Source organism: Parafrigoribacterium mesophilum (assembly GCF_039652555.1).
Lineage (GTDB): Bacteria > Actinomycetota > Actinomycetes > Actinomycetales > Microbacteriaceae > Parafrigoribacterium > Parafrigoribacterium mesophilum.
The window spans coordinates 35,366-58,380 of record NZ_JBDJAF010000007.1; the positions used below are offsets into that span (position 1 = coordinate 35,366).

The window sequence follows — 23,015 nt, forward strand, 5'->3', positions numbered from 1 at the left end:
GTATTAATCGTACCAATCGGCTTTGGGTCCGAGATTGGGCTCTTGCCTGGGAAACCGCACCGTTTACGAAGGAGTAGCAATGCAATTACGCCCTCATCGCCGCGTGAAAGCCCTAGCGACGATCGCCATACTCACTGCTGGCGCGACCGTGCTGGCGGGCTGTTCTTCCTCTGCCCCGAACGCATCAGAGGAATCCGCCAAGCCACAGGCCGCGACGATCACGTTTGCAGCCTCGACGCTGGGCGACCCCGGCCGCGGCCCGGGTCTCCAGAAGCTCATCGACGAGTACAACTCCAGCCAGGATGTCGTCACCGTCAAGCCTGCGTCGGTTCCATATCCCACGTTCGGGCAGACTGTCCTCACCCAGATGGGCGGCGGGGCCGGGCCCGACCTCGTTCGGTTCGACATGCCTGAGTTCGAAGCGGCAGCATCTTCGGGCCTTCTCGAGCAGTTGGATGACAAGATTGACGCGAAGGCACTGAATCTCATTGCGGGGCCCGACAAGTACTTGACCGTCGACGGTCACAGATACGGCGTGGTCTTCGAGAACTCGAACTACGGGATGTTCTACAACGCGGATCTGATTCCTTCACCGCCTAAGACTTTCGACGAGTTCGTTCAGACGGCGAAGGACCTCACGAAAGGCGACACCTACGGTCTTGCCTTCCGGCAGACGCCGGCCGAGGAGGCTGGGGTTTGGCAAGACACCTTCAACTATGTCCTGGGCTTCGGCGGAAACTGGTCCAACGGCAAGAAGCTCACGATCGACTCGCCGCAGGTGATCAAGGGGCTCGAGGCGTACCAGCAGCTCTACGATGCGAACGTCATTCCCAAGGGGGCCGATGCTGCGACGTTCCGCAAGATGTTCGCCAACGGTAAGGTCGGGATGGAGTTGAACAATGGCGGCTACGCTACGGCGACTACGGCGGCGAACCCCGAGCTGAACTTCAGTGTGGCACCAATCCCGTTCCCGGTGAAGAAGCAAGGCTCGCTGCTGGCCCCGATCGTGGTCAACTCAAACAGTAAGCATAAGGACGCGGCTCTCGATTTCATCAAATGGCTGCTGAAGCCGAGCCAGCAGGTCAAGCTGCAGGAGGTACTTGGCGCGAGTAGCGTCGCCACCCCGACCGAGCGCAGCCAGGCGAGCTTGGCGAAGTACCCGTTCCTGCCGGTGCTCGATGGGCTGACCAACTCGGGCGTGCCGCAGATCGTACTTGGGTTCGGCGCACAGACACCCGACCTCCGGCACGTCATCGTGACTCAGATCTTGTCCGCACTGCAAGGCCAGACGGATATGAAGTCCGCGATGCAGACAGCCCAGAAGCAGGCAGAGGAAATCGTAGGGCGGTGAGTCGCCTGACCACAGGGGTCGCGCCGGGCGGCGCGACCCCTGCGCCCTCACTGACGCCGTCCCGTGCGTCGACGTTCGCTGCGCGTCGACGTCGCAGAGTGATCGGCAGCCCCTGGACGCCTTACCTCTTCCTGGCGCCGGCGGTGGTCTACATCGCCGTCTTTCAACTCGTGCCCTTGATCCAGGAGGTCTGGCTCAGTTTCACCCGGACCACGTTGTTGAACCCCAATGTCAATGTCTGGGTGGGATTCGCGAATTTTCGGTCTATTTTCGCTGACCCGGAGTTCCAACAGACGCTGCTGACCACCGCGGTCTACGTGATCGCCTGCGTTGTCGGCGCGGTTGGCGTCGGTCTGCTCGTGGCGCTCCTGCTTAACGGACGCTTTCCTGGCCGTGCAGTGGCCCGCTCTCTGGTGACGGTGCCGTGGGCAGCCCCGGGCATCGCGGTGGCACTGATCGCGATTTGGATGCTCAACCCGCAGTACGGCGTCCTGACGAAACTGCTTCGCGTCGTAGGGATCGATCCGGGACCAAGCGGAGTCCTCGACAATCCCCGACTCGCGCTGGCAGCCATTCTCTTCACGACTATCTGGCAACTCGTCCCCTTCGTCGCGATTGTGCTGCTCTCCGCTCTGCAGTCGGTGCCGCAGGAACTGGTCGAGGCGGCCCAAGTTGACGGAGCCGGACGCTGGAGGGTGTTCCGGGTGGTTACGTGGCAGGTCCTCAAGCCGACCGTTGGTCTGGTCGCGGTGCTGATGACCATCTGGTCGCTGCGTCGCTTCGAACTCATCTGGCTGATGACCAGGGGCGGGCCACTCGGCTCAACCCGGACACTCGTGATCGACCTCTATTCACAAGCGTTCGATTCAAAGCAGTTGGGCTCGGCGGCGGCAATCGGCATGGTCGGTATCGTCATCGCGCTCATAGTCATTGTCGGCAGCAGGCTCGTTGCCCGCGCAGCGGCGAAGGAGGCCTGATGCGCACCTCAAGACTTGGCGTGACCGGGCGTATGCTCGCGGTCCTGATTGTTCTTGGCCTGGCGATCTTCCCGGTCTACTGGATGTTCGTCACAGCGCTTACGCCTGACTCGCAGTTGTTCGGAGCCGGAGTGAGTCTGTTGCCCGACCTCACGCGTCTCGGCGTTTTTGTCGACGCGCTCGAAGACGGACAGGTGCTCGGCTGGTTGCTGAACAGCTTCATCGTTGCTGCCGGAACCACGGTGCTGTCCATCGGGCTCGGCGTGCCCCTCGGCTATGCGCTCTCGCGATTTCGCTTCCGAGGCAAGCTGGTAGTCGGGCTCGCCCTGCTTTTCACGCAGATGCTCCCCGAGGCCCTGCTGGTGGTGCCCTTGTTCTCCCTATTTCGACGGTTCGAATTGCTGAATTCGTTGCAGGGGCTCATCCTGGCCGACACCGCATTTGCGCTGCCAGTTGTCGCCCTAATCCTGAAGGGCGCGATCGACGGCGTCCCGCGCGAGCTTGACGAAGCCGTGCGGGTAGATGGTGGCCGGCCGATGACGATATTGGCCAGAATCATCCTGCCGCTGATCGCCCCGGCCGTCGCCGCAGCAGCCGTCATCGCATTTTTCAGTGCCTGGAACGAGTATGTGTTCGCGGTGACTTTCGTGTTCGACAAGTCGCTCCAGCCAGCCTCGGTCGGCGTTGCTGGATATATCGGAGAACAGGACGTCTCCATCCAGAGCATCATGGCTGTCGCCCTGCTTTTCACACTTCCAGCCGTCGTTTTCTACCTATTCGCACAACGCTATGTCGTCAGCGGGATGACCGCCGGCGCCGTGAAAGGATGACGTAACCCAGATGAGAATCACCACCCTCGACAGCTTCGTCGTGGACTTCTACCGGACGAACCTCGTCTTCGTCCGGCTGAGTACTGACGAGGGAGTGACCGGTGTCGCAGAAGCGACACTGGAAGGTCAGGAACTCGCCATTCGCGGTGCGATCGCGCAACTCGCCGAGCAGGTGCGTGGCAAAGACCCGACCCGTATCACCGAAACAATCTACGAACTGAATCGCGACGCGTACTGGCGGGGCGGACCCGTCTCGATGACAGCTATCAGCGCGGTAGAGACGGCAATGTGGGACGTGTCCGCCAAAGCCCTCGGCGTCCCGGTGCACCGAATGCTCGGGGGAACGACCCGCGACCGTGTACGTGCATACGCTAACGGCTGGTTCTCGGGCGCGCGAACTCCGGAAGATTTCGCCAAGGCGGCCGTTGCCACCGTCCGGCAAGGATTCCGCGGACTCAAGTGGGACCCGTTCGAGGCGAGCGATCTCACCGTGGGAGCGGGCGATCTTCGCCGAATGCTTGAGCCGGTTGCCGCCGTGCGCGATGCAGTCGGCGACGATGTCGAGTTGTTCATCGAGGGACACGGCCGGTTCGACGTCCCGACCGCGATTCGCGTGGCGCGCGAGTTGGAGGCATTTCAGCCCGTCTTCTTCGAGGAGCCCACCCCGCCCGACAGCATCGACGCCCTCGTGGAGGTCCGCTCGAAGTCGCCGATTCCGATCGCTGCCGGTGAGCGCTGGTTCGGGCGCAACGCGTTCCTCCCGGTATTCGAACGGGGCGCGGTCGACTTTATCCAGCCCGATGTCACGCATGCAGGTGGACTGTCGGAACTGGTTTTCCTCTCGACGCTCGCTGCGGCCCGCTACGTACCGTTTGCCCCGCACAACCCTTCGGGGCCCCTCAGCACCGCAGCCACCCTGCAGCTTGGTGCGACTCTGCCGAACTTCCGTTACCTGGAGATCATGGCGACAGACGTCCCATGGCGCAGTAACATCTCAAACGAAGCGCTCATACTGACCGACGAGGGGGACGTACTGATTCCCGACGGCGTCGGTCTCGGTATCGAACTCGACTTCGACGCCATCGCAGAGCACCCGTACACGCCGCACCCCATGCGAATCTTCAATGACGCGGTTTCCGACATCCGGCCGCCGGACGCGCGGTCGTACTTCAATCTTGACAGGGTGACCGTGGCCTGACGGAGCGAGGAGAACAAGATGTACCTGCTACGCCTTGAGGGCGGTCGGATCGCGGTCGAGCGCGAGGACGAAATCTTCGCCCTCCCGGTCCGCTCGCTCGCCGAGCTGCTCGCCCATTCACTCGCCGAGATCCGCACGCTCGTGACGCAGGCGAGCATGCCGACCGCCGACGGCAAGCGCCTTGCGCCAATCGACGGCCGCACTGAGGTCTGGGCAAGCGGCGTTACCTACCAGCGTTCGCGGACCGCGAGGATGGACGAGTCTACCGACCCCGATATTTATGACCGTGTTTACGCGGCCACCCGGCCGGAGTTGTTTTTCAAGGCACCCGCCTGGCGGGTCGTTACTCACGGCGATCCTGTGGCAATCCGCGACGACTCGACTTGGGACGTCCCGGAGCCCGAGCTGGCCGTCATCGCGAACCGGTTCGGTGAAATCGTCGGCTACGGCGCCTGCAACGACATGAGCTCGCGTTCGCTGGAGGGCGAAAACCCGCTGTATCTGCCACAGGCGAAGGTTTTTGCAGGAGCGTGCGCCCTCGGCCCGACAATACGACCGGCCTGGGAAGTTGACCCTGCGACTGTCCCGATCCGCTTGACGATCGAGAGAGAAGGGCGGACGGTGCTGGACGAGTCCACCTCGACTGCGGCCCTTGTGCGGAAGGTGCCCGATCTGGTCGCCGCGCTCTTCCACGCGGAAAACTTCCCAGACGGAGCATGGCTGTCGACCGGTACGGGCATCGTGCCTCCCAACGATTTCACACTTTGTGTGGGCGACACCGTAACGGTTGACATCCTTGGCGTGGCGACGACTACGAACACCGTCGCCAGTGGGCGCGACGCCTGGCTATTTCTCACAGAGCGATGACGCCCCAGGGTACTTAAGGAGTTCTCATGACTGATACCACCCCGGCTGAACTGGAGTTGGTGGCGGCCCGGGCGGCCGCGGCTGCGCCGCTGTGGGCGGTCACCGCGCCGAAACGCCGGGCGGCCGCCCTGGTCGCAGTCGCCGACGGGTTGGAGGCGGCCGAGGACGACCTGGTTGCCACCGCGATGGTCGAGACCGGTTTGGCCGAGGCGCGCCTGCGGGGCGAGCTGACGCGCACCGCCGTGCAGTTGCGGTTGTTCGCCGATGTGGTGGTGGACGGCGCGTATCTCGACGTGCGCATTGACGACGCCGATCCGCAGTTCGCTTTGGGGGTGCGTCCGGATGTGCGTCGGTATCGGATCCCGGTCGGCCCGGTGTTAAATTTTGCGGCGAGCAACTTTCCGTTCGCATTTTCGGTGGCCGGCGGCGACACGGCGTCGGCGCTTGCCGCGGGTTGTCCGGTGGTCCTCAAAGCGCATTCCGGGCATCCAGAACTCTCGGAGCAGACCGCAGCGATCGTGACCGGGGCACTGGCCGGGGCGGGTGCGCCGGAGGGCACGTTTCAGTTGATCACCGGTCAGCGGGCGGGGGTGGCGATGCTTAAGGATCGCCGGATTGCCGCGGGTAGTTTCACCGGGTCGATCCGTGCCGGCCGGCTGCTGGCCGACATCGCCGCAGCCCGGCCGACTCCGATCCCGTTCTATGGCGAGTTGGGCAGTGTGAACCCCACCTTCGTCACGTCGGCCGCGCTCGCGGAGAACGCGGACGGCATCGCCGACGGATACGTCACCAGCGTCGCCGGATCGGCGGGGCAGTTGTGCACCAAGCCGGGCTTCCTGTTCGTGCCTGAACAGCAGCATCCGCTGACCGACCGGATCGCACAGTTGGTTGGTGTGGTGGGGGAGCACCGGTTGCTGAACCCGGGGATCGCCGCGGGCTACCGGGCCCGCCGGGACGCCATCCTGCGCACCACCGGGGTGACGGTCATCGCCGAGGGGTCCCTGCGCATAGACGAGGACGGTCAGGGTTGGGCGACTCCCACCATCGTGAGCGTTCCGGTGGCCACCCTGCAGCGGCATCGAGACACCCTTTTGGACGAGGCGTTCGGTCCGCTGTCCATCCTGGTGCAGTACGACACGGATGCCGACCTCGCCAAGGTGGCCGACGACCTGTTCCAGGGCAACCTCACCGGCACCGTGCACGCGGCATCCGGGGAGAACACCCCGGTACTGCGCACCTTAGTGCCGTGGATTGCCCAGCATGCCGGCCGGGTGCTGTTTGGCGGCTGGCCCACCGGCGTCGCGGTGACGCCGGCCATGCAGCACGGCGGCCCGTGGCCGGCGACCACGAACGACTCCGGCACCTCGGTCGGGACCGCCGCGATCAGCCGGTTCCTGCGCCCGGTGGCCTACCAGGGTGCCCCGCAGGAGCTGCTGCCAGAGCCGCTGCGCGACGACAACCCGTGGAACGTGCCCCAACACCGCAACCCTGCAGGGCAGTCACAAAACTGGGGCGCAGCAGCGCGCTAACGGGTAACTTACAAGTCGAACCTTCTCGACCTGGCGGCGTTAGATTGTTGCCAGCCGGATGTTCGAGAGCTCCTCACCGTAGTGCTCTCGGAGCCTCACTTTGCGCTCCAGGTCCTCGATGACGGCGGACGTGAAGTCCACGCCGTAGAGCGCCTCGCTGGATCCGAGGCCACCCGGCGAGAACACGTTGACCTCCATCAGCTTGTCGCCCACAATGTCCAGGCCGACGAGGAACAGACCATCCGCGAGCAGTTTGGGGCGCACCGCCTCCACGATCTGCAGCATCTCGTCGGTCACCTTCACCGCTTCGGCGCTGCCGCCCGCAGACATGTTGGACCGGATGTCGGTCTTTCCGGGCCGCCGACGGAAGGCGGCGTAGACGCCGTCAACCTCGAGGGCGCGGCCGTTCATGACGAACATCCGCACGTCCCCGTCCTTGGCTTTGGACAGGTATTCCTGGGCGACCACATAGCCATCACGAGCGATCGCCTCCACGATCTGAGAGATATTGGGCGCCTCCTTGGGGGTGACCAGGAACACGCCGGAGCCACCCGAGCCCTGCAGGGGCTTGAGCACGGCGTGGCCGCCCAGCTCGTCAATGAACTGGCGGATGCGGTGCTCATCTCGCGAGATCAACGTTCGTGGCCGCACCACCTCCGGGAAGTGCTGAAAATATGCCTTCGACGTGGCGTCGGCCAGGGAACCAGGATCGTTGACGATGAGCACGCCGGAGTCGGCGAGCAGCTTGCCGAAGGCGATGCCGGCCGTGTTCGCCCACGGGCTCTCCTCAGCGTCCATCGCCGGGTCGGAGCGCAGCATGATCACATCCAAGTCGCCCAGCGCAACCCTCTCCCGGTCGACCGCCTGCACGTCTTCGAGGTACCGCTTCGGCGAGCGGTACGCTTTGCCCGCGCTCACGGATGCCACCATCGCCGAGAGCGACCCGTCCGGCTCGTAACCGAAATCCCGCAGCCCCATCAGGCAAGCGTCGTGGCCGAGCCGAGTGGCGGTCATCGCCAGACGCGTGGTCGTGTACACGGGCTTCTCGGTGGCGATGTCGTTGACCACGAAACCGATCTTCATGGGGACTCCTAGCTGGATGGTCGTGGGCGGTTGGGGGAGGGGAGTATGAGCTGCGGCGTCGGGCGTTACGCGTTGACGAGTGTCACCAGGTCTTCCGTGCGGGCGGCATTCTGCAGCCTGGCGGCGGCCTCCGGGTCGGAGAGGTACCGGGGCATGACCCGCGCCGCGGCGAGCAATCCGCGCGCGGCGAGATCCTCCACGAGGGGCAAATCCTCCAGCGAGAACTTGCCGAGGAAGAACAAGTCCAACACGCCGCCGTCGGCCACGTGCCGCAGCAACGCGAGCAGTCCGCGCAGGTAGATCGCATCTTTGGTGAAGCCGCCGGCCCGGTACACCCGCATCGCGACGCCGTAGGCGCTTCCTGCGGGCAGACCGTGACCGGTGAGCAGGCGATGCGTCTCGACGAAAGTCGCGCCGCCCACCAGCGACTGCACGGCAATCACCCTCGCGGCGAGCTGGCGCAGCCGGGTGGCGGTGAGCCCGCCGCACGCGATCTCCGCCAGCACAGCGAGGCCTTCCTGCGTCTCGTCGTAGTGGGCGAGGCCCGAGCCCAGCATCCGGATCGGCTGCGCCATGCCGTTCACCTGGGTCACCAGGTGGGTGCCCACCTCGTGCTGCAGGAGCGCGTTAACGCGGGGGGCGGCCACCGCGGCGTTGTTGGAGATGAGCAGCATGTTGCCATCAACGAGCACGCCGGAGATGTCGTCGCGAATCTCGGCGTGGATCCCGACGTCCGGGTCGATCGATCGGTAGTAGTCGATTTCCGCCTGCGCTGCAGCCAGAAACGTCTCTGCGTTGACGGAGTCGTACTCGAGCCGGCCGCTCGGCAGTCGGCGCAGCAAGTCTTCGGCGCGGCTCACCAGCCCGGGGTGCACCGCGCCGTATTGGGCGATCGACAACTGCAGGAAGTCTGGCGTGTCGCGCGCCCGCAGCATCTCGATCCGCAGCGACATCTCCCGCTGCCGGTTGCGCAGCAACGCGGCAAGGGTGGCGTCAGCGACGTTGTCGAGCGGCAGCGCGGCCACCTGCGCATCCAGCACGTTGGGGTCAACGTCCAGTGTGCGGTACTGGAACACCGGGTCGACCTCCGGGTGCGCGAGGAACGTCGCACGAACGTCGTCGGCGTTCACGGGGGTCATTTCCAGCAGAAACCGCACGCTTCCCGCCAGGGTGGCCATGGCATGGTCCGCGGCGAGGTCCTCGGGGGAGAGAACACCCACGTCGATGGCGCTCGTCTCCGGGGCGGCGGCATCGTGCGGGCGGGCCGGCGGCTCGACGGCGTCGGCTGAGGGGACCGGGGAGGCGCCGGACCGCGGGCGTGCGGGGTCGACGGCGTCAGGCGCATCCGCGCTGCTGCCGTGGGTCTCCCGGCCGGCGCTCACGACGTCACCACCGCGCGCAGCGATTCCTCGACCGCCGGGATGGTGCCGGCCAGCGCGCGGGCGAGTTCGTCGATTCTGTCGCGGTCGACCTCTCCGGTCCACTCATCCATGAAGGTCTTCTTGAACTCGAGCGCGAGCACGATACCGCGGCCCGGGTACCGGGCGTGCGTCCAGGCCGCGAGCTGTCGACCACGGAAGCGGATGTTCTCACGCACGTCCAGAGCGCCGGTCGAGGTCTCGGCGCCCCGCAGCGCCTCCATGAACGTGTTCACCACAGGGGCGAACCGGGCATCCAACGAGCCCGTGCCCACGTTGACCTCGGGGTTCTCCTCGTCCGGGCCCGCCGCGGCGTCAGCTCCGTCACGTCGGTGGTTATAGGAGTGGATGTCGAACACCACGAACGGTCCGCGTTCAGCGACCGCGTCCAGGTATATGCCGAGCTCGGCATAGAAGGCGTCGTAGACGGCGAGGGAGCCGGCGACGAGGGAGCCGGCGAGCGGAGGATTGCGGATCACGTCCAGACCCCACGCCTCCTCCGCGGAACGGTAGACAGCCTCGTCGCGCTCGCGATTCAGGTCCACCTCGAATCGGGACCGATGCACGACGACACGGGCGGGGATGAGGGCCCCGATCTCGGCAGTGTGCGGGTCCTCCTCCCGCAGTCGGTCCGGCTCGGGAAGAATCAGCTCCGCAGCGAAGTCGGGGCGCACGTCGTGCCCATCGTGGATAGCGGTGGCGACGAATTGTCGATCCCAGCTGCCGAGAAACTCGAACGGGGGATGCTCAGGTTTACGCATTGGGACATTATTACCACCGCATATGGGAGGTACATGAAGGCTGGCCGTCGACGCCTGCGGGCGGATCAAGGCGGACTCGACACGAGTTGAAAGAACAGCAGGAAATCGAAACGCTGCCGTGGGGCACAGTAGGGTGAACGTCATGCATAAGGGGAAAAAGCCATTGGCCGTCGTCAGTTTTGCGGCACTCCTGTTGTTCTTCGGAGCAGTTCCGGCTGCATCCGCCGCGCCGGTGGGAGTCACGGATTCGAACGGCATCACGTACGAGGCTGACGACGGAAACGTTGCCGCCGGGGCATCCGTGATCGACTATACGGGCAGTGCAACCGCTGTTTCTATTCCTGCGGCGGTGACCATCAACGGCACCACGTACGATGTCACCAGCATCATGGGCGGTCCGTTCGATGGCACCAGTGTGACATCGGTGACCATCCCCAACAGCGTCACGAGCATCGGGGATGCGGCGTTCCAAGGCAGCAACTTGACAGCGGTGACCATCCCGAACAGCGTCACGAGCATTGGCGATCATGCGTTTTATTCCAGCAGGAATCTGGCGTCGGTGACCATCCCGAGCAGCGTGACTAGCATCGGAGAGGCTGCGTTCTCCTTCACCAACTTGACGTCGGTGACCATCCCGAACAGCGTCACCAGCATCGGGCAGGCTGCGTTCAACTACAGCGCTCTGACTTCGGTCACCATCCCGGACAGCGTCACCAGCCTCGGGGATTTTGCCTTCGACACCAACAAGCTGACGTCGGTGAGCATCCCGGACAGTATCACCAGCATCGGGGAGGGTGCGTTCCAGAATAACCATTTGACGTCGCTGACCATCCCGACCAGCATCACCAACATCGGCGGATATGCATTTGCGTTCAACAGTTTGACGTCCGTGACCATCCCGGATAGCGTCACCAGCATTGGATTCGGTGCGTTCTCAAGTAACGACTTGACGTCGGTGATCCTCCCGGATAGCGTCACCAGCATCGGCGGGACGGCGTTTGGGTTCAACAGTTTGACGTCGGTGGTCATTCCGAGCGGCGTCACCGGCATCGGCGAGTACACGTTCGCGCACAACGACTTGACGTCGGTGGTCATCCCGGACAGCGTCACCAGCATCGGTGACCACGCGTTCGACGGCAACATGTTGGGGTCGGTGACGATACCAGATGGTGTCACCACCATCGGCGCCCACGCGTTCTACAACAGTGGTTTGATCGGGTCGTTGACCATTCCCAGCAGTGTCACCAGCATTGGAAACTACGCGTTCGACGAGACCGACATTTCGGCGGTGCATTTCTTGGGCGCGGTGCCAACGACGGTGGGTTTGACGGCCTTGGGTACCTTCCCGGGTGTGCTCGTGTCGTACCTCCCGCAATACAGTTCTTCCGCTGTCGCTGGAGGGTTCACCTTCCCGACGTGGACACCCGCCGGGACCTCGGACGTCTACGCCACGTATGCGATCGCGACCGTCTCCTTCGACACGACTGGGGGCAGCACCGCCCCGGCTCCGGTAGGTGTGAACGCTGACGGCACTGCGCCCCGGCCGGCCGACCCGACCTGGGCCGGCCACTCCTTCGCCGGCTGGTTCACGGCAGCATCCGGCGGGAGCGCGTGGGACTTCACCAGCCGGATCGGCGCGGACACCACGCTGTACGCGCAGTGGTCGGTGACCGTGCCTCCTGTGGTCACACCGCCGGTGGTCATCCCGCCACTGGTTGACGAACCGGTGGATGCCGCACCTGTCCTCACCCTGAACCTTCACCTGGCCGTCGGATCGCCGATCGGTAACGCCCCAGTTGCCGTCAGCGGAACCGGGCTGCTCGCGAACTCAGCGTGGTCTGTGGTGTTGCACTCCACCCCGATCACTGTCGCTTCGGGGACAGCCAGTAGCACCGGAACGTTCACTGACACGTTCTTGCTCCCGGCCAGCATTCCTGCTGGAGCCCACACCATCACCCTCACAGGGACGGCACCGGATGGGTCCACGATCACCAAGGTGGTGTACATCACCGTCACGGGCACCGGGACACTCGGTTATCTCTCCACCCAGGGGCCGCATTCGACTCTTGCCGCCACGGGCGTCGACACGCCGACCGACGGGCTCATCGGGGGCGCGCTTCTGCTTCTCCTCCTCGGTTCGGCCCTGATCTTCACCAGCCGTCGTCGTCGACGGGGTGCCGTGTCCTAGGCCGGACGCTCGCCAGCTGACACCGGTCGTCGCGTCAGTGTTATGAACTGATCGTCCGTCAGGGAACGTTCCACCATGATGGTGGCCAACCTTCTTCGAAACCAGCGTTTTCCAGCGTAGCGTTGCCGACATCTGAACCTGGAATGCGGGGTTAGCACTCACACCGCATTCAGACTCTCCTGATGAGTGCTGTCACCAGTTGAAAGGGAACGATTCCGTTTTGCCCTGCGCAGCAGTGCGCATCTCCAGAAAGGCGAGTTTCGCTGGCCCTTGTCAGCGAATCTGGGTTGGCTTATGCTCACGACTCGTAACCGAGAAATCAATTACATCGCTTGTCGTGCGCCTGTCCTAACCCGTATGCAGGAGGCCGTAAATGGTGATCAACTTGGCTGAGCAGCCGGATGCAGGACAGCTGTATAGCGAATTTATCCCCGCTGGCTATGGTCCGGCACCGGCACCGTTTGCGGCCGCGGTGCGATATTGGGCCAGCGTTCGGGGCGACGAATGCGCTGTGTGCACGCACGGCGGTGTCTCGTTGTCGTGGCGAGATCTCGACACGTGGTCGGGACGGCTCGGCAGGCAGCTTGCTGACAGGGTCGCTCCGGGGGAGGAACCGGTGATCGTGATCGCCGGCCACGACCAGGACGCGGTGGTGGCGGCGGTAGCGACGCGACGAGCTGGTCGGCCGTTCGTCTTTGTGGACACGACTACGCCGAGCGCCCGCATCGCTGAGATCATTGGTCTCGCCACACCGGTCGCCACTTTCGTGGCCCCTCAGTATCGCGAGTTGGCGAATTCTCTTGAGTGTGACTTGGGTGTGGTCATTTCAATTGAGCGGCTGCCGAGTGGCCCGCTGCTTGATCCGCAGATTATCGATTACGAGGCGCTCGCAGCAATCGGGTTTACGTCGGGCTCGACCGGTGTTCCGAAAGGAGTTGTCATCGAGGGGCGTGCGCTGGCCGAGGAACTGGTCGAGAACCCCGTAAGCGTGGACCTTGGCCAGAGCGATCGGGTGGGCATCGTCAATCCGCTCAGCTTCTTCCTCGGCTTTTTCAACCTGTTCGACAACCTCGTGCATGGCTGCCCCACCCACCTGTTCGATCTGCGCCGCCGCGGGGTCGAAGCCATGACTGATTGGCTCGCGACGGAGCGGATCACCGTACTGAACGGCACGCCGCACGCTCTGCGCAGTGTGGCGGCGTGCGCCATCGACCGGGGCCTACACCTGCCCGACTTGCGTCGGGTGGTAGTCGGTGGTGAACCGGTCCAATGGCACGACGTCGAGTTGCTGCGGGGATGCACGACAGCTGACTGCGAGCTGATCGCCCTGTCCGGATCGTCCGAGGCCTGGACCTTGACCTGGTTTCCAGTGACGGCGGACATGCCACTGGGCAGCGGCGCTGTACCGGCTGGGCACCTGTTCCCGGGCAAAGAGCTGCAACTGCTTGACCACGACGGCCGCCCCGTCGCCGCGGGCACACCGGGCGAGATCGTCACCGTTGGAAGCCGCTGTTCGCGCGGTTACTGGCGCAATCCGGAGGGTACCGCCGCGCGTTTTCGCACTCGTGCCGACGGGCTACGCGTCTATCATTCCGGCGACCTGGCCCGGATCCGGCCCGGCGACGGACTGCTCGAATACGTCGGCCGCCGCGACCACATGGTCAAAATCCGCGGATACCTGGTCGAGCCCGCCGAGGTGGAACGTCATCTCATGTCCGAAAACGAGATACGTGAATGTGTCGTCGTGGGTGTGCCGACCCGGGTCGAGGGCGTTAACCAGCTTGTCGCCTATGTCGTACCGGATCCCCGGCGGTGGATTTCCGGAGCGGCTCTGCGTCGTCGGCTGCGCACCGACCTGCCCGGATACATGGTGCCCCCGGTGATCATTGAGCTCACCGAGTTACCGCGCAACCCTAACGGCAAGATCGACAGGTTGGCGTTACCGGCACCCGCGCGTGCGTCCGACGACGCCGACATCCGCATCATGACCCCGTTTGAAGGGTTTATCGCCAGCATCTGTGAACGGGTGCTGGGCGTGAGCGACATCGGACCGCACGAAGACCTCATTCAGCTCGGCGCTGACTCGCTCGCCGTCGAGGAGCTGGTGTCGGCCCTCGACACGGATGCCAACCGGACCATCACCTCCGCCGACTTCCTGCAGAACCCGACCGTGGCGGCGCTAGCCGCGCTGCCCCGGCACGCCCCCAGCAATCTCCAACGCGGTGTCATGATCGAACTAGCCAAGGGCGGCGATGCAGCCCCGTTGTTCGTGATCGCCGGCGCCTCCGGCCTCGGTATCCAGTTCCGCGAACTCGCGCAACTGATCGCCGCCGACCGGCCGGTGTATGGGCTACAGGCGCCCGGCCTGGAATGGGGCCTGCTGCCTGAAACCTCGATCGCTCGCATCTCCAAGCGGTACATCAAAGCCATGCAGTCGGTTCAACCACACGGCCCCTACCTCGTGGCGGGTTTCTCCCTTGGCGGCATTATCGCCTACGACGTTGTTCGCCGACTGCGCAGTGCCGGGCACTCGGTTGCCCTGCTCGCCCTGCTCGATGTCGTCGACAGCACCGCACTGGTATCCCAGGTAGAAATGCAGCGCATCATGCCGAGCGCGCCCTCCGCGGCCGATCAAGCCCGCGCAAGCCGGCTCCGCCAAACGCTACGACGACTGGCCTGGCAGCGCTGGCCCTACCTCGGCTTCTGGCGAGCCTTCCGCAAAGATCGCTTCGTCGCCTACTGGCGCCTCGGCGAGACGATAAGCGCGCGCTACCGAATCTTCCCGATGACCCAAGACGACACTCGAATCATCGATGTGGTGGCAACCGAAGTCGATAGCCCGCGTGTCGACTGGGCCCGCCACATCACACCCCCACCGACCCAGGCAACCGTCGCCGGCGACCACCTCACCATGCTGCGAGCACCGTTCGTCAACGAGCTTGCAGCCGTGTTGCTACCGGCGATGGAAGACCTGTGAGGATTGTTCTGCGCCGTTAGTGCGGTGCCTTCCTCGCTCAGAAGTCACCAGCCGCTGCGCGTTGGAGTGTGCCCCTCCCGCGCATCCTCCGGCATCGGCATCTCGGCCCGCAGCCCCAGCAGCCGGATGGGCCGGCCGGGTTCAATCCTGCCGATCAGTGCCAGAATCCCGGCGAGCACGGTCTCTCGGTCGAAGGTCTCAGCGACCCGTTTGGTGAGGACCCTGGTGACGAACGGCGCGTAGCGCACCTTCAGAGTCAGCCCGACCACGGGCCGGCCCTCGGCGGTGACATCCGCCAGCACCCGCTCAGCCAGGTCGCGTACCGCCTGCTCGACCTGAGCCGGCTCGGTCAAGTCGTGCTGGAACGTCGTCTCCCTGCTGTGCCCGCGCGCCACCCACGGCGTGTCATCCACCACACGGGCGCCCTCGCCCCGCCCGAGTTGGATGTACCAGGGACCCATTCTCGGTCCGAACTGGGCAACCAGGCTGTCCGGCTCGGCGGCGGCAAGCTCGGCGACGGTGGTGATGCCGCACTCGGCAAGCCGACGCGAGATCTTCGTTCCGACGCCCCATAACGCAATCGTCGGCCGGTCACCCATGACTTCCAGCCAATTGTCTACCGTGAGTCGAAACACCCCGCGAGGTTTGCCGAATCCCGTCGCGACCTTGGCGCGGACCAGCGTGTCGCCGATTCCGACGCTGCAGTGCAGTTCGGTCCGATCCAGGACGGCCTGCTGCACCCGCCGGGCATAGCCTTCTGGATCGTCCGTCTGCACGCCGACGAACGCTTCGTCCCAGCCGAGTACTTGCACGGTCGCGTCAGGTTGGGCGCGGAGAGTTGCCATGACCTCTTCGGATGCGGCGGTGTAGGCCTCGGCGTCCACTGGCAGGATCACCGCATCCGGAGCCTTGCGTGCGGCGATGCGCAGCGGCATACCGGATCCGACGCCGAACTCCCGGGCCTCGTACGACGCGGTGGACACCACGGCCCGCTCAGTGGGATCGCCTCGACCGCCGACGATCACCGGTTTGCCGGCGAGCTCGGGGCGCCGCAGCACTTCCACGGCCGCGATGAACTGGTCGAGGTCGACGTGCAGCACCCAGGAGTTCCGCCCTTGGTCCACGCGACCAGTCTGCCGCCCGGACCGCGCCGCGCAAAGGCCGAAGCGGGGTTGTTCAATATCGCTTACGGAGCGGTTTCCCGTACGAACTCGGTGATCTTCGTGGCCAAGGTCTTCGCTTGTGTCCAGTGGAGGTAGTGCGGGCCCTCGAGTTGGATGATCTCGTGGTGGCGGACGTTTGCCAGTTGGTTCTCGTGAGCCTTAAGCCAGTTGGGAATGGTCGCGATGCTATCGGTGGAGAGGAAGTTCAGAACGGGCAGGTCGTCGGGATAGGTCACACCGTTGAGCGCCGCGGCGTTGCTGCCCATTCGAGCGGTTTCGTCGGCGACCGCTGAGTTGCCGTAGTTCCAGATTGTCATGAGGCGCATCTGTTCAAGTTCGGCCGGAGTGAAGTCGTGGCTCGACGGGTCCGCCAGGGTTGGCGCAACCGACACCACGGCTCTGACCAACCCGATCGTGGCAATTATTTTTTCGACATTGATACCACCGCCGGTAAAGGATGCCGTGTCGGCTTGGGCGGCGGGCACTGTGGGATCGATGCCGATCACTGCGGTTACTTCGCTCGGGTACCGGTTGGCGTAGTCGAGTGTGTAAAAGCCGGCGATCGAGTGCCCGATCAAAACGTAAGGTCCGTCGACCTCGAGTGAGGCGAGCACCTGGTGCAGCTCGTCGCTGATGTTTTCCACGGTCCGTTCGCGGGCGGTCATGTCGCTGTACCCGTATCCGAATCCCTCGACGACGATGACGTCGTAGGTGTCGAGTTCCCGGATCAGAGGCGCGAAGTCCAGTGCCGGCGCGATGGTGCCAAGCCCGCTGAGCAAGACCAGAGGCTGTCCGGTGCGGTCCCCGGACCGGTAGACGTTCATCGCGCCGCCGGCAACCTCAACCAACTGGCCGTACGCTGCTGTACTCCCTTTCTCCTGTTGTTCGAGGAAGGAATTGGCCGCTGTGGATGCGAGTGTTACCGCCAGAGCGGTGAGAACGATGACACCAGTGACCTTGAGCCCGCGGTGGGCTGGCCGGCGGCGCTTTTCGGGTGGTCCTTCTGGTGCCGGCCGTGAACGCTGAGGACTGACTTGTGGCATGGGATATTTCCAGACTCTGGGATGTTCGGATGAGGTCAGACCTGCCACAACGCGGCACACTCGAGAAGGAGTACTCCATGTATACCCCTGGGGGTATATGAGTCAAGCATTAGTTGACGCGGGGTTCGAAGTCAGCCGACAGAATTGGCGAACCTCAGGCTCCCGTCCTATCGGGTGAAGGTGACGTGGATGGTGCCGCTCTCGGCCACTTCCGTCGTCACCGTGTGGGTGAAGTCGAGGCCGGCCAGGTCGTCCCACAGCCGGTTGCCCTGACCAAGGAGAATCGGGGCGACCATGACATGCAGCTGGTCGACCAGGCCAGCGCGCAGGAAGTCGCGTGCGGTGCCGACACCGCCGCCGACGCGCACGTCCCGGCCGCTCGCCGCCTGGGTCGCCTCGGCGAGCACATCCTCGATGCCGGCGCTGCGGAAGTGGAAGGTGGTACCGCCCCGCATCGGGATCGACGGACGCGGGGCGGTGTGGGTGAGCACGTAGACCGGGGTGCCGAACGGCGGCTGGTCACCCCACCAGCCCTTCCAGTCGGGATCGTCGGGAAACGAGTGCAGGCCGAACATCCCGGCGCCCATGATCTCGGCGCCGATGCCCTCGAAGAACGCGACGGCGTACCGGTCGTCGATGCCGGTCGTGCCCTTACCGCTGGTGTCGCCGAAGACACGTTCCCGGAACGTGCGGGTCGCGGCATACGCCGCCGTGAGACGCTCCCAGTCTGTGCCCATGGGATTTTCGGGCGTCGGGTCGGCCGGCGTGTAGCCGTCCAGCGAGGCGAACAGATCGAGACGAACGCGGGGCATGTCAGGTCTCCTTCGGTGTGGCGCATCGGCCGGATGCCGTGCCGTCATGGGCGGATGTGAATGATCGTCTTCCCGGTGCGTCGCTCGGTCGGGTTGAGGGCAACGACGGCGTCATCGAGTGTCGCGACGTGGCCGATGTTCGTCCGCAGGCGTCCGTCGCGCACCCGCTGCACGATCTCACCAAGTTGAGCACGATCGGACTCCACGACGAAATCAACGGCCAGGCCGTTTACGGGCCGTGCCTCGGCCGGCCCGGTGATGGTCACCAGCGTTCCTCCGGCCCGGATCAAGCTCGCGGATCTCTTCTGAATGTCTCCACCGATGACGTCGAAGACCAGGTCGACTGCGCCGACGTCTTCGAGGGTGTCGCCCGCGAGGTCGACGAACTCGTGCGCGCCGAAGTCGAGGGCCTTCTGACGATCGGCGGCGCGCCCGGTGCCGATGACGTAGGCGCCGGCTTCGCGCGCGAGTTGCGTGACCATCGTCCCGACCGCGCCAGCCGCGCCGTGCGCGAGGACGGTCTGCCCCGCCTGGAGGTGGCCGTGCTGGAACAGACCCTGCCAGGCAGTGAGGCCCGAGATCGGCAGGCTCGCGCCCACGATGAAGTCGACGTCACCGGGGAGCGGCGCGAGGTTGCGCGCCTCGATCGCCACATACTCCGCCAGGGTGCCGTCACGATGCCAGTCCGAGAGGCCGAACACCCGCTGCCCCACCGAGAGACCGGTCGTGCCGTAACCGAGGGCAACAACTTCTCCGGCCAGCTCGTGTCCGAGGATCGACGGCGCTCGGCCATGGTTGGCACGATCGGTCCAGGTGGACGGCCATCCCACCTCCGTCGGAACGAATCCCGAGGCGTGTACTTCGACGAGGACGTCGTTGATCGCCGCCGCCGGCTCCGGACGACCCTCCAGCATCATCCCGGCTGCTCCCGCGGCCTTGTCTGTCACCACAATCGCCTTCATAATGCACCTCACCCTGTCACGTCAGCCCCGCCACGGCGTGGGCTTCGGCCACCACCTCCGGACGTTGCGCCAGCCGCCACACCCCAGTCGTCCGAACGCCAGCCGGAGGTGATCCACGGAACGGCGCCGCGACCACGCCCGGTGCAGAACCTAAGGAACACGGTCGTCCCGATCCAGCGCGTGCGCGCGGGCCTGCCTGGGCCATGCCCGTCAGATTAGCCGGATTGTTCCCGCCGCGCGAGAGCGCGAAGCGTCGAACGTCGCTTCGTGTCAGCGACAGCTGCCGCGCTGCTCTGGAAATCTGCGGACATCACTGATATGAAAGGTGGACGAAGCGATGCGACCTCCCACACTCCGTCGGACCTGTTCGGCTCGCCCCGCAGACACCTCATCTACCGAGCGAAGGGGCAAGAACGCGGATGATTGAAAGGAGATCCCGATGACGGACTCGATTGACAGCACCACAACCATCGATGACGCGCTCGCGAAGTTTCGCGAGATGCTCGCGTCGGATGGCTACCTGCTGAGTTGGTCGGACGCCGGCGATGAGCGAATCGTCGTCGAGATCGCGGCGGGTGAGGATGCGTGTGCTGACTGCCTGGTCCCGCTTGCCGTGATGGAGCAGATCATGTCGAACGCTCTGGAGCCGACGCCGTATTCGCTTGACCACGTGGTCTTGCCTGCGGGGAATGCGCACTAGCGTCCGTCCCGAACAGAAATCTGCGGCGGCGGATCTACCATGCGCGCGGTCTCCGCGCCCCTGAGCAGGTGCCTTTCCATCTAACGGAACTTCGCTGGGGGAGCCAATTACCCGCATGCCATACTGACGGCACAGCTTCCGGCCACGACGAAAGGGCATGCCGAGATGGCAATTCAGGAGATGCTGCTTGATCCGACAGGAATGGAAGATCAGGCGACGGACAGTACACTTTCTCCCCGACCCGTGAGTCTCAAGGGATTGAGGATCGGTCTTCTCGACAACACCAAGCCCAACGCGACGATGCTGCTCAACGAGATCGCGAAGGAGCTTCAGGAGCACTACAGCGCCGGTGAAGCGCGGCTGTATACGAAGGACTACTTCGGCACCCCCCTTAAGCAGCCGCTGCTCGAGCAGATCGTCAATGAGTGCGATGTCGTTGTGACCGGGGTGGGGGACTGTGGCTCGTGCAGTGCGGCCACCGTGGCCGACGGCATTCTGCTGGAGCGGGCCGGCATGCCGACGGTGAGCATCACCTCGGATTCATTTCTGATGTCGGGCCAAGCGATGGCCGCAGTGCAGCGGTTTCCCGGGTTCGACTTCTACGCGGTGGAGCACCCGTTTGCCAGCCTGAGCGCCGGTGAGGTGCGCGAGCGCGCGCTGACTGCGCTGCCCGAAGTACTGCGGATTCTGGGTGTGGAAGGCTGAGATGACAACGACGACGGTGAATGAAGCGGTACTGCCCGAGGCCGAGGCCGACCAGTTTCGCGAGGTTCTGGAGTACTACTGGGACAAGGAGTGGACCGACGGACTTCCGGTAGTACCGGTCACCGAGGGGTATGTAGCCCGGTTCCTGGCCACGGTCGACCGCGATCCAGACGAGGCCCTCTTCACGATCACCCACCTCAATCGCCAGCTCACCGTTCGGCTCGCCGCGATCAACGCGGCGATGGCGGGCTGCAAGCCGGAGTACTTCCCGGTCGTGGTCGCAGCATGGGAGGCGATCGCCAAGGAGCCGCATCCGGTGCGCGGTATCTGGCAGAGCACCACGGGTACCGCCCCCTTCCTGGTCGTGAACGGTCCCATTCGAGGCGAGATCGAACTCAACAGCCAGGGCAACATCTTCGGCTCCGGTTTCCGGGCGAACGCCACCATCGGTCGGGCGATCCGGCTCGGGTGCATCAACGTGTTCGGCCTGCGTCCGCACAAACTCGACCAGGCGACGCAGGGCACCCCCGCGAAGTACTCGTCGTGCATCGCGGAGAACGAGGAGCAGAGCCCGTGGGCGCCGCTGCACACCGAATACGGGTTCGATGCGTCGGAGAGCGTCGTGACGGCCTATGTGATCCGGTCGGTGATGCACATCGAAGCGCGCCACACCTCGGATCCAGAGCAGCTCGCCCTAGATTTTGCCGACACCATCCGTCGTACCGGCGCCCTCATCCATGAGTACACGAGTGCGCTACTGGTGCTGGTGCCTGAGCACGCCGAGCTCTTTGCCTCGGCGGGCTGGAGCAAGGATGACCTGCGCAACTTCGTCTTCGAACAGGCGACGCGGTCTCGCTCGGAACTGGTGGCCGTGGGCAAGGATGCGCTCTCGCACAAGACCCGGTGGCGGCTACCCTCGAGCCACCCCGACTCCATGCCCGATACCGCCAGCGCCTCCGACGAGCCGGACACCATTCGCGTGCTCAGCCACCCGACCTCCATCCAGGTCATGGTCGCCGGAGCCAACAACGCGGGTGTGTCCGCCGTGGTCGAAATCTTCACTCTCAACCCGCCGCGGGAATTGCCGTTTTCGTACAGCAAGATCGAAGCCGCGAAGTAGTCAGTACGGCGTCAGCGCGTCACTCTCGTCGCGCCAGTAGCCGACGTGCGAGGACGCCGGTCTAGGGAACTTTCCGGCCGCGTGTGATGGTGAGCGGAAGCGTCGCCAGCGAAATGGCGGCGGCCACGAGAAGAGCGACCGGGAACGAGAACCCGGTCGCGATCGCCCCGACGAGCACCGACCCGATCCCCATTCCCGCATCGAATCCCACGTTCCACACGGCGCTCGCCGCGCCGTATTCAGGTCGGCGTGCGACCGCCAGCGCGAGCAGCAGCGTGAGGTTTTGCAGCCCGCCGTAGGCAACACCGACGAGAGCCATGGCGCCCAGGAACAGGAACACCTGCGTGTCACCCCGGTTCTGCACGGCGAGCGCCGTGAGCCCGAGCCCGATGACGGTGAGCAGCACCAGCGGCCACAGAAACCGGGCAATGCCGTGCCGATCGGCGAGGGTTCCAATACGCCACCGGCTGACCGCGGCGGTCACCGTCAGCAGCACCAGCCCACCCGCCGTCGCCAGCGGTGAGGAACTCATCTGCGGGGCAAACGTGATGAGCGCCCCACCCGCGAGTGTCACGCCGACCAGGAGCAGCGTGGGGCGCGCCAGCCGAATGGCGAGCCGTCGCCGCGGCCCGTCGCCGGATGACGCGGGTCGCTCCACGCCATCGCCGTCAGTGCTGTCGCCATCACGACGTTGCTGCTCCGCTTCCCGATCGCGCAGTGCACGGGAGAGCCGGGGGGCGGCAACAACACCGAGGATCGATAGGGCACCGAGCGCGAACACTATCCAATAGCCGACCGTGTCGACGAGCCAGGGCCCCGCGGGGAGCAGGACAACTTGTGGGATGGCGATTGCTGCGCCATACGCGCCGATCGCGGCCCCGTGACGTGACGGCGGAACCAGGTGGGCGACCGCGGTGGACCCGGTGACGGTGAGAACTCCGAATCCGAGGCCACGCAGCACGGAGAGCAGCAGTATCCAGTCGAGTTGGTCGGACACCAAGTGCAACAGCGATGGTGCGCCCATGAACACCAGGCCGGCCGCGAGGATCCGACCGGTGCCGAATCGGCGTAGTAACCACGGCACAAACGGCTGCGTCAGTATGGTGGCGAGCAGCAGGATCCCGTTGACAAGCCCCGCCCCGGCTTCATCGGAACCGCCATACACGGCCCACAGCGGCGATACCGGCAGCAGGGCCGCATAGCCGGCGAACCCGGCAGCGGTGAGTGCCAGCAGCGCCGGCATTCCAGGCTCGCGCCACACCGGGATCTGGGTCGATGGTTCAGGTCGGCTCACGCTGTCCAACTCTATTGGTTGGGCCCGCACGCTAGTT

The 23,015-nt window shown here is 64.9% G+C and carries 19 protein-coding genes; 11 read left to right on the forward strand and 8 right to left on the reverse strand.

Features of this window, described 5'->3' with window-relative positions; all coding sequences use genetic code 11:
- The first annotated feature begins 34 nt into the window (after positions 1-34).
- The 6 genes from ABFX56_RS15460 to ABFX56_RS15485 all read left to right on the forward strand — a co-directional run bounded on the left by ABFX56_RS15460 (position 35) and on the right by ABFX56_RS15485 (position 6,752).
- On the forward strand, positions 35-1,351 hold the full coding sequence (locus ABFX56_RS15460) for an ABC transporter substrate-binding protein (protein WP_346234257.1): 1,317 nt from the start codon (positions 35-37) through the stop codon (positions 1,349-1,351).
- A 98-nt stretch (positions 1,352-1,449) separates the two neighbouring features.
- Positions 1,450-2,328, forward strand: a complete 879-nt coding sequence (locus tag ABFX56_RS15465) for a carbohydrate ABC transporter permease (protein WP_346234258.1) — start codon at positions 1,450-1,452, stop codon at positions 2,326-2,328.
- Entirely contained in the window at positions 2,328-3,158 is an 831-nt protein-coding gene (locus ABFX56_RS15470; RefSeq protein ID WP_346234259.1) for a carbohydrate ABC transporter permease, read from the forward strand. The genes ABFX56_RS15465 and ABFX56_RS15470 overlap by 1 nt, the downstream gene beginning before the upstream one ends.
- 10 nt (positions 3,159-3,168) lie before the next feature.
- The gene (locus ABFX56_RS15475) at positions 3,169-4,356 is read left to right on the forward strand and encodes a mandelate racemase/muconate lactonizing enzyme family protein (RefSeq protein WP_346234260.1); all 1,188 of its coding nucleotides are present in this window, start codon (positions 3,169-3,171) and stop codon (positions 4,354-4,356) included.
- Between the two features lie 18 nt (positions 4,357-4,374).
- Entirely contained in the window at positions 4,375-5,223 is an 849-nt protein-coding gene (locus ABFX56_RS15480) for a fumarylacetoacetate hydrolase family protein (RefSeq protein WP_346234261.1), read from the forward strand.
- A gap of 26 nt (positions 5,224-5,249) precedes the next feature.
- Entirely contained in the window at positions 5,250-6,752 is a 1,503-nt protein-coding gene (locus ABFX56_RS15485) for an aldehyde dehydrogenase (NADP(+)) (protein ID WP_346234262.1), read from the forward strand.
- A 39-nt stretch (positions 6,753-6,791) separates the two neighbouring features.
- Here ABFX56_RS15485 and ABFX56_RS15490 read toward each other — a convergent pair whose 3' ends face one another.
- The 3 genes from ABFX56_RS15490 to ABFX56_RS15500 all read right to left on the reverse strand — a co-directional run bounded on the left by ABFX56_RS15490 (position 6,792) and on the right by ABFX56_RS15500 (position 10,014).
- Positions 6,792-7,835 carry a glutathione synthetase gene (locus tag ABFX56_RS15490; protein ID WP_346234263.1) on the reverse strand — a complete coding sequence of 348 codons (1,044 nt, stop codon included), beginning with the start codon at positions 7,833-7,835 and terminating at the stop codon, positions 6,792-6,794.
- A 65-nt stretch (positions 7,836-7,900) separates the two neighbouring features.
- Positions 7,901-9,217 (reverse strand): tyrosine/phenylalanine carboxypeptidase domain-containing protein, encoded by a 1,317-nt coding sequence (locus ABFX56_RS15495; protein WP_346234264.1) that lies wholly within the window; start codon positions 9,215-9,217, stop codon positions 7,901-7,903.
- Positions 9,214-10,014, reverse strand: a complete 801-nt coding sequence (locus ABFX56_RS15500) for an N-formylglutamate amidohydrolase (protein ID WP_346234265.1) — start codon at positions 10,012-10,014, stop codon at positions 9,214-9,216. The genes ABFX56_RS15495 and ABFX56_RS15500 overlap by 4 nt, the downstream gene beginning before the upstream one ends.
- A gap of 142 nt (positions 10,015-10,156) precedes the next feature.
- Between ABFX56_RS15500 and ABFX56_RS15505 the strand changes: the two genes are divergently transcribed.
- The gene (locus ABFX56_RS15505; protein WP_346234266.1) at positions 10,157-12,202 is read left to right on the forward strand and encodes a leucine-rich repeat protein; all 2,046 of its coding nucleotides are present in this window, start codon (positions 10,157-10,159) and stop codon (positions 12,200-12,202) included.
- Positions 12,203-12,575: 373 nt separating this feature from the next.
- Entirely contained in the window at positions 12,576-15,179 is a 2,604-nt protein-coding gene (locus ABFX56_RS15510; RefSeq protein WP_346234267.1) for an AMP-binding protein, read from the forward strand.
- 44 nt (positions 15,180-15,223) lie between these two features.
- Here ABFX56_RS15510 and ABFX56_RS15515 read toward each other — a convergent pair whose 3' ends face one another.
- From ABFX56_RS15515 to ABFX56_RS15530, 4 genes are all read right to left on the reverse strand, one after another.
- Positions 15,224-16,303, reverse strand: a complete 1,080-nt coding sequence (locus tag ABFX56_RS15515) for a DNA polymerase IV (RefSeq protein ID WP_460870243.1) — start codon at positions 16,301-16,303, stop codon at positions 15,224-15,226.
- Between the two features lie 62 nt (positions 16,304-16,365).
- Positions 16,366-17,385 (reverse strand): alpha/beta fold hydrolase, encoded by a 1,020-nt coding sequence (locus ABFX56_RS15520; protein WP_346234268.1) that lies wholly within the window; start codon positions 17,383-17,385, stop codon positions 16,366-16,368.
- Between the two features lie 167 nt (positions 17,386-17,552).
- A complete protein-coding gene (locus ABFX56_RS15525; RefSeq protein ID WP_346234269.1) occupies positions 17,553-18,197 on the reverse strand; it encodes a dihydrofolate reductase family protein in 645 nt (214 codons plus the stop codon).
- A 44-nt stretch (positions 18,198-18,241) separates the two neighbouring features.
- A complete protein-coding gene (locus ABFX56_RS15530; RefSeq protein WP_346234270.1) occupies positions 18,242-19,144 on the reverse strand; it encodes an NADP-dependent oxidoreductase in 903 nt (300 codons plus the stop codon).
- A gap of 454 nt (positions 19,145-19,598) precedes the next feature.
- Between ABFX56_RS15530 and ABFX56_RS15535 the strand changes: the two genes are divergently transcribed.
- The 3 genes from ABFX56_RS15535 to ABFX56_RS15545 all read left to right on the forward strand — a co-directional run bounded on the left by ABFX56_RS15535 (position 19,599) and on the right by ABFX56_RS15545 (position 21,684).
- A complete protein-coding gene (locus ABFX56_RS15535; protein WP_346234271.1) occupies positions 19,599-19,859 on the forward strand; it encodes a hypothetical protein in 261 nt (86 codons plus the stop codon).
- A gap of 165 nt (positions 19,860-20,024) precedes the next feature.
- Positions 20,025-20,564 carry a UGSC family (seleno)protein gene (locus ABFX56_RS15540; protein WP_346234272.1) on the forward strand — a complete coding sequence of 180 codons (540 nt, stop codon included), beginning with the start codon at positions 20,025-20,027 and terminating at the stop codon, positions 20,562-20,564.
- A 1-nt stretch (position 20,565) separates the two neighbouring features.
- Positions 20,566-21,684 carry a hypothetical protein gene (locus tag ABFX56_RS15545; protein ID WP_346234273.1) on the forward strand — a complete coding sequence of 373 codons (1,119 nt, stop codon included), beginning with the start codon at positions 20,566-20,568 and terminating at the stop codon, positions 21,682-21,684.
- Between the two features lie 61 nt (positions 21,685-21,745).
- Here the strand turns inward: ABFX56_RS15545 and ABFX56_RS15550 are convergent, their stop codons facing one another.
- Positions 21,746-22,978 (reverse strand): MFS transporter, encoded by a 1,233-nt coding sequence (locus ABFX56_RS15550; RefSeq protein ID WP_346234274.1) that lies wholly within the window; start codon positions 22,976-22,978, stop codon positions 21,746-21,748.
- Positions 22,979-23,015: the final 37 nt, after the last annotated feature.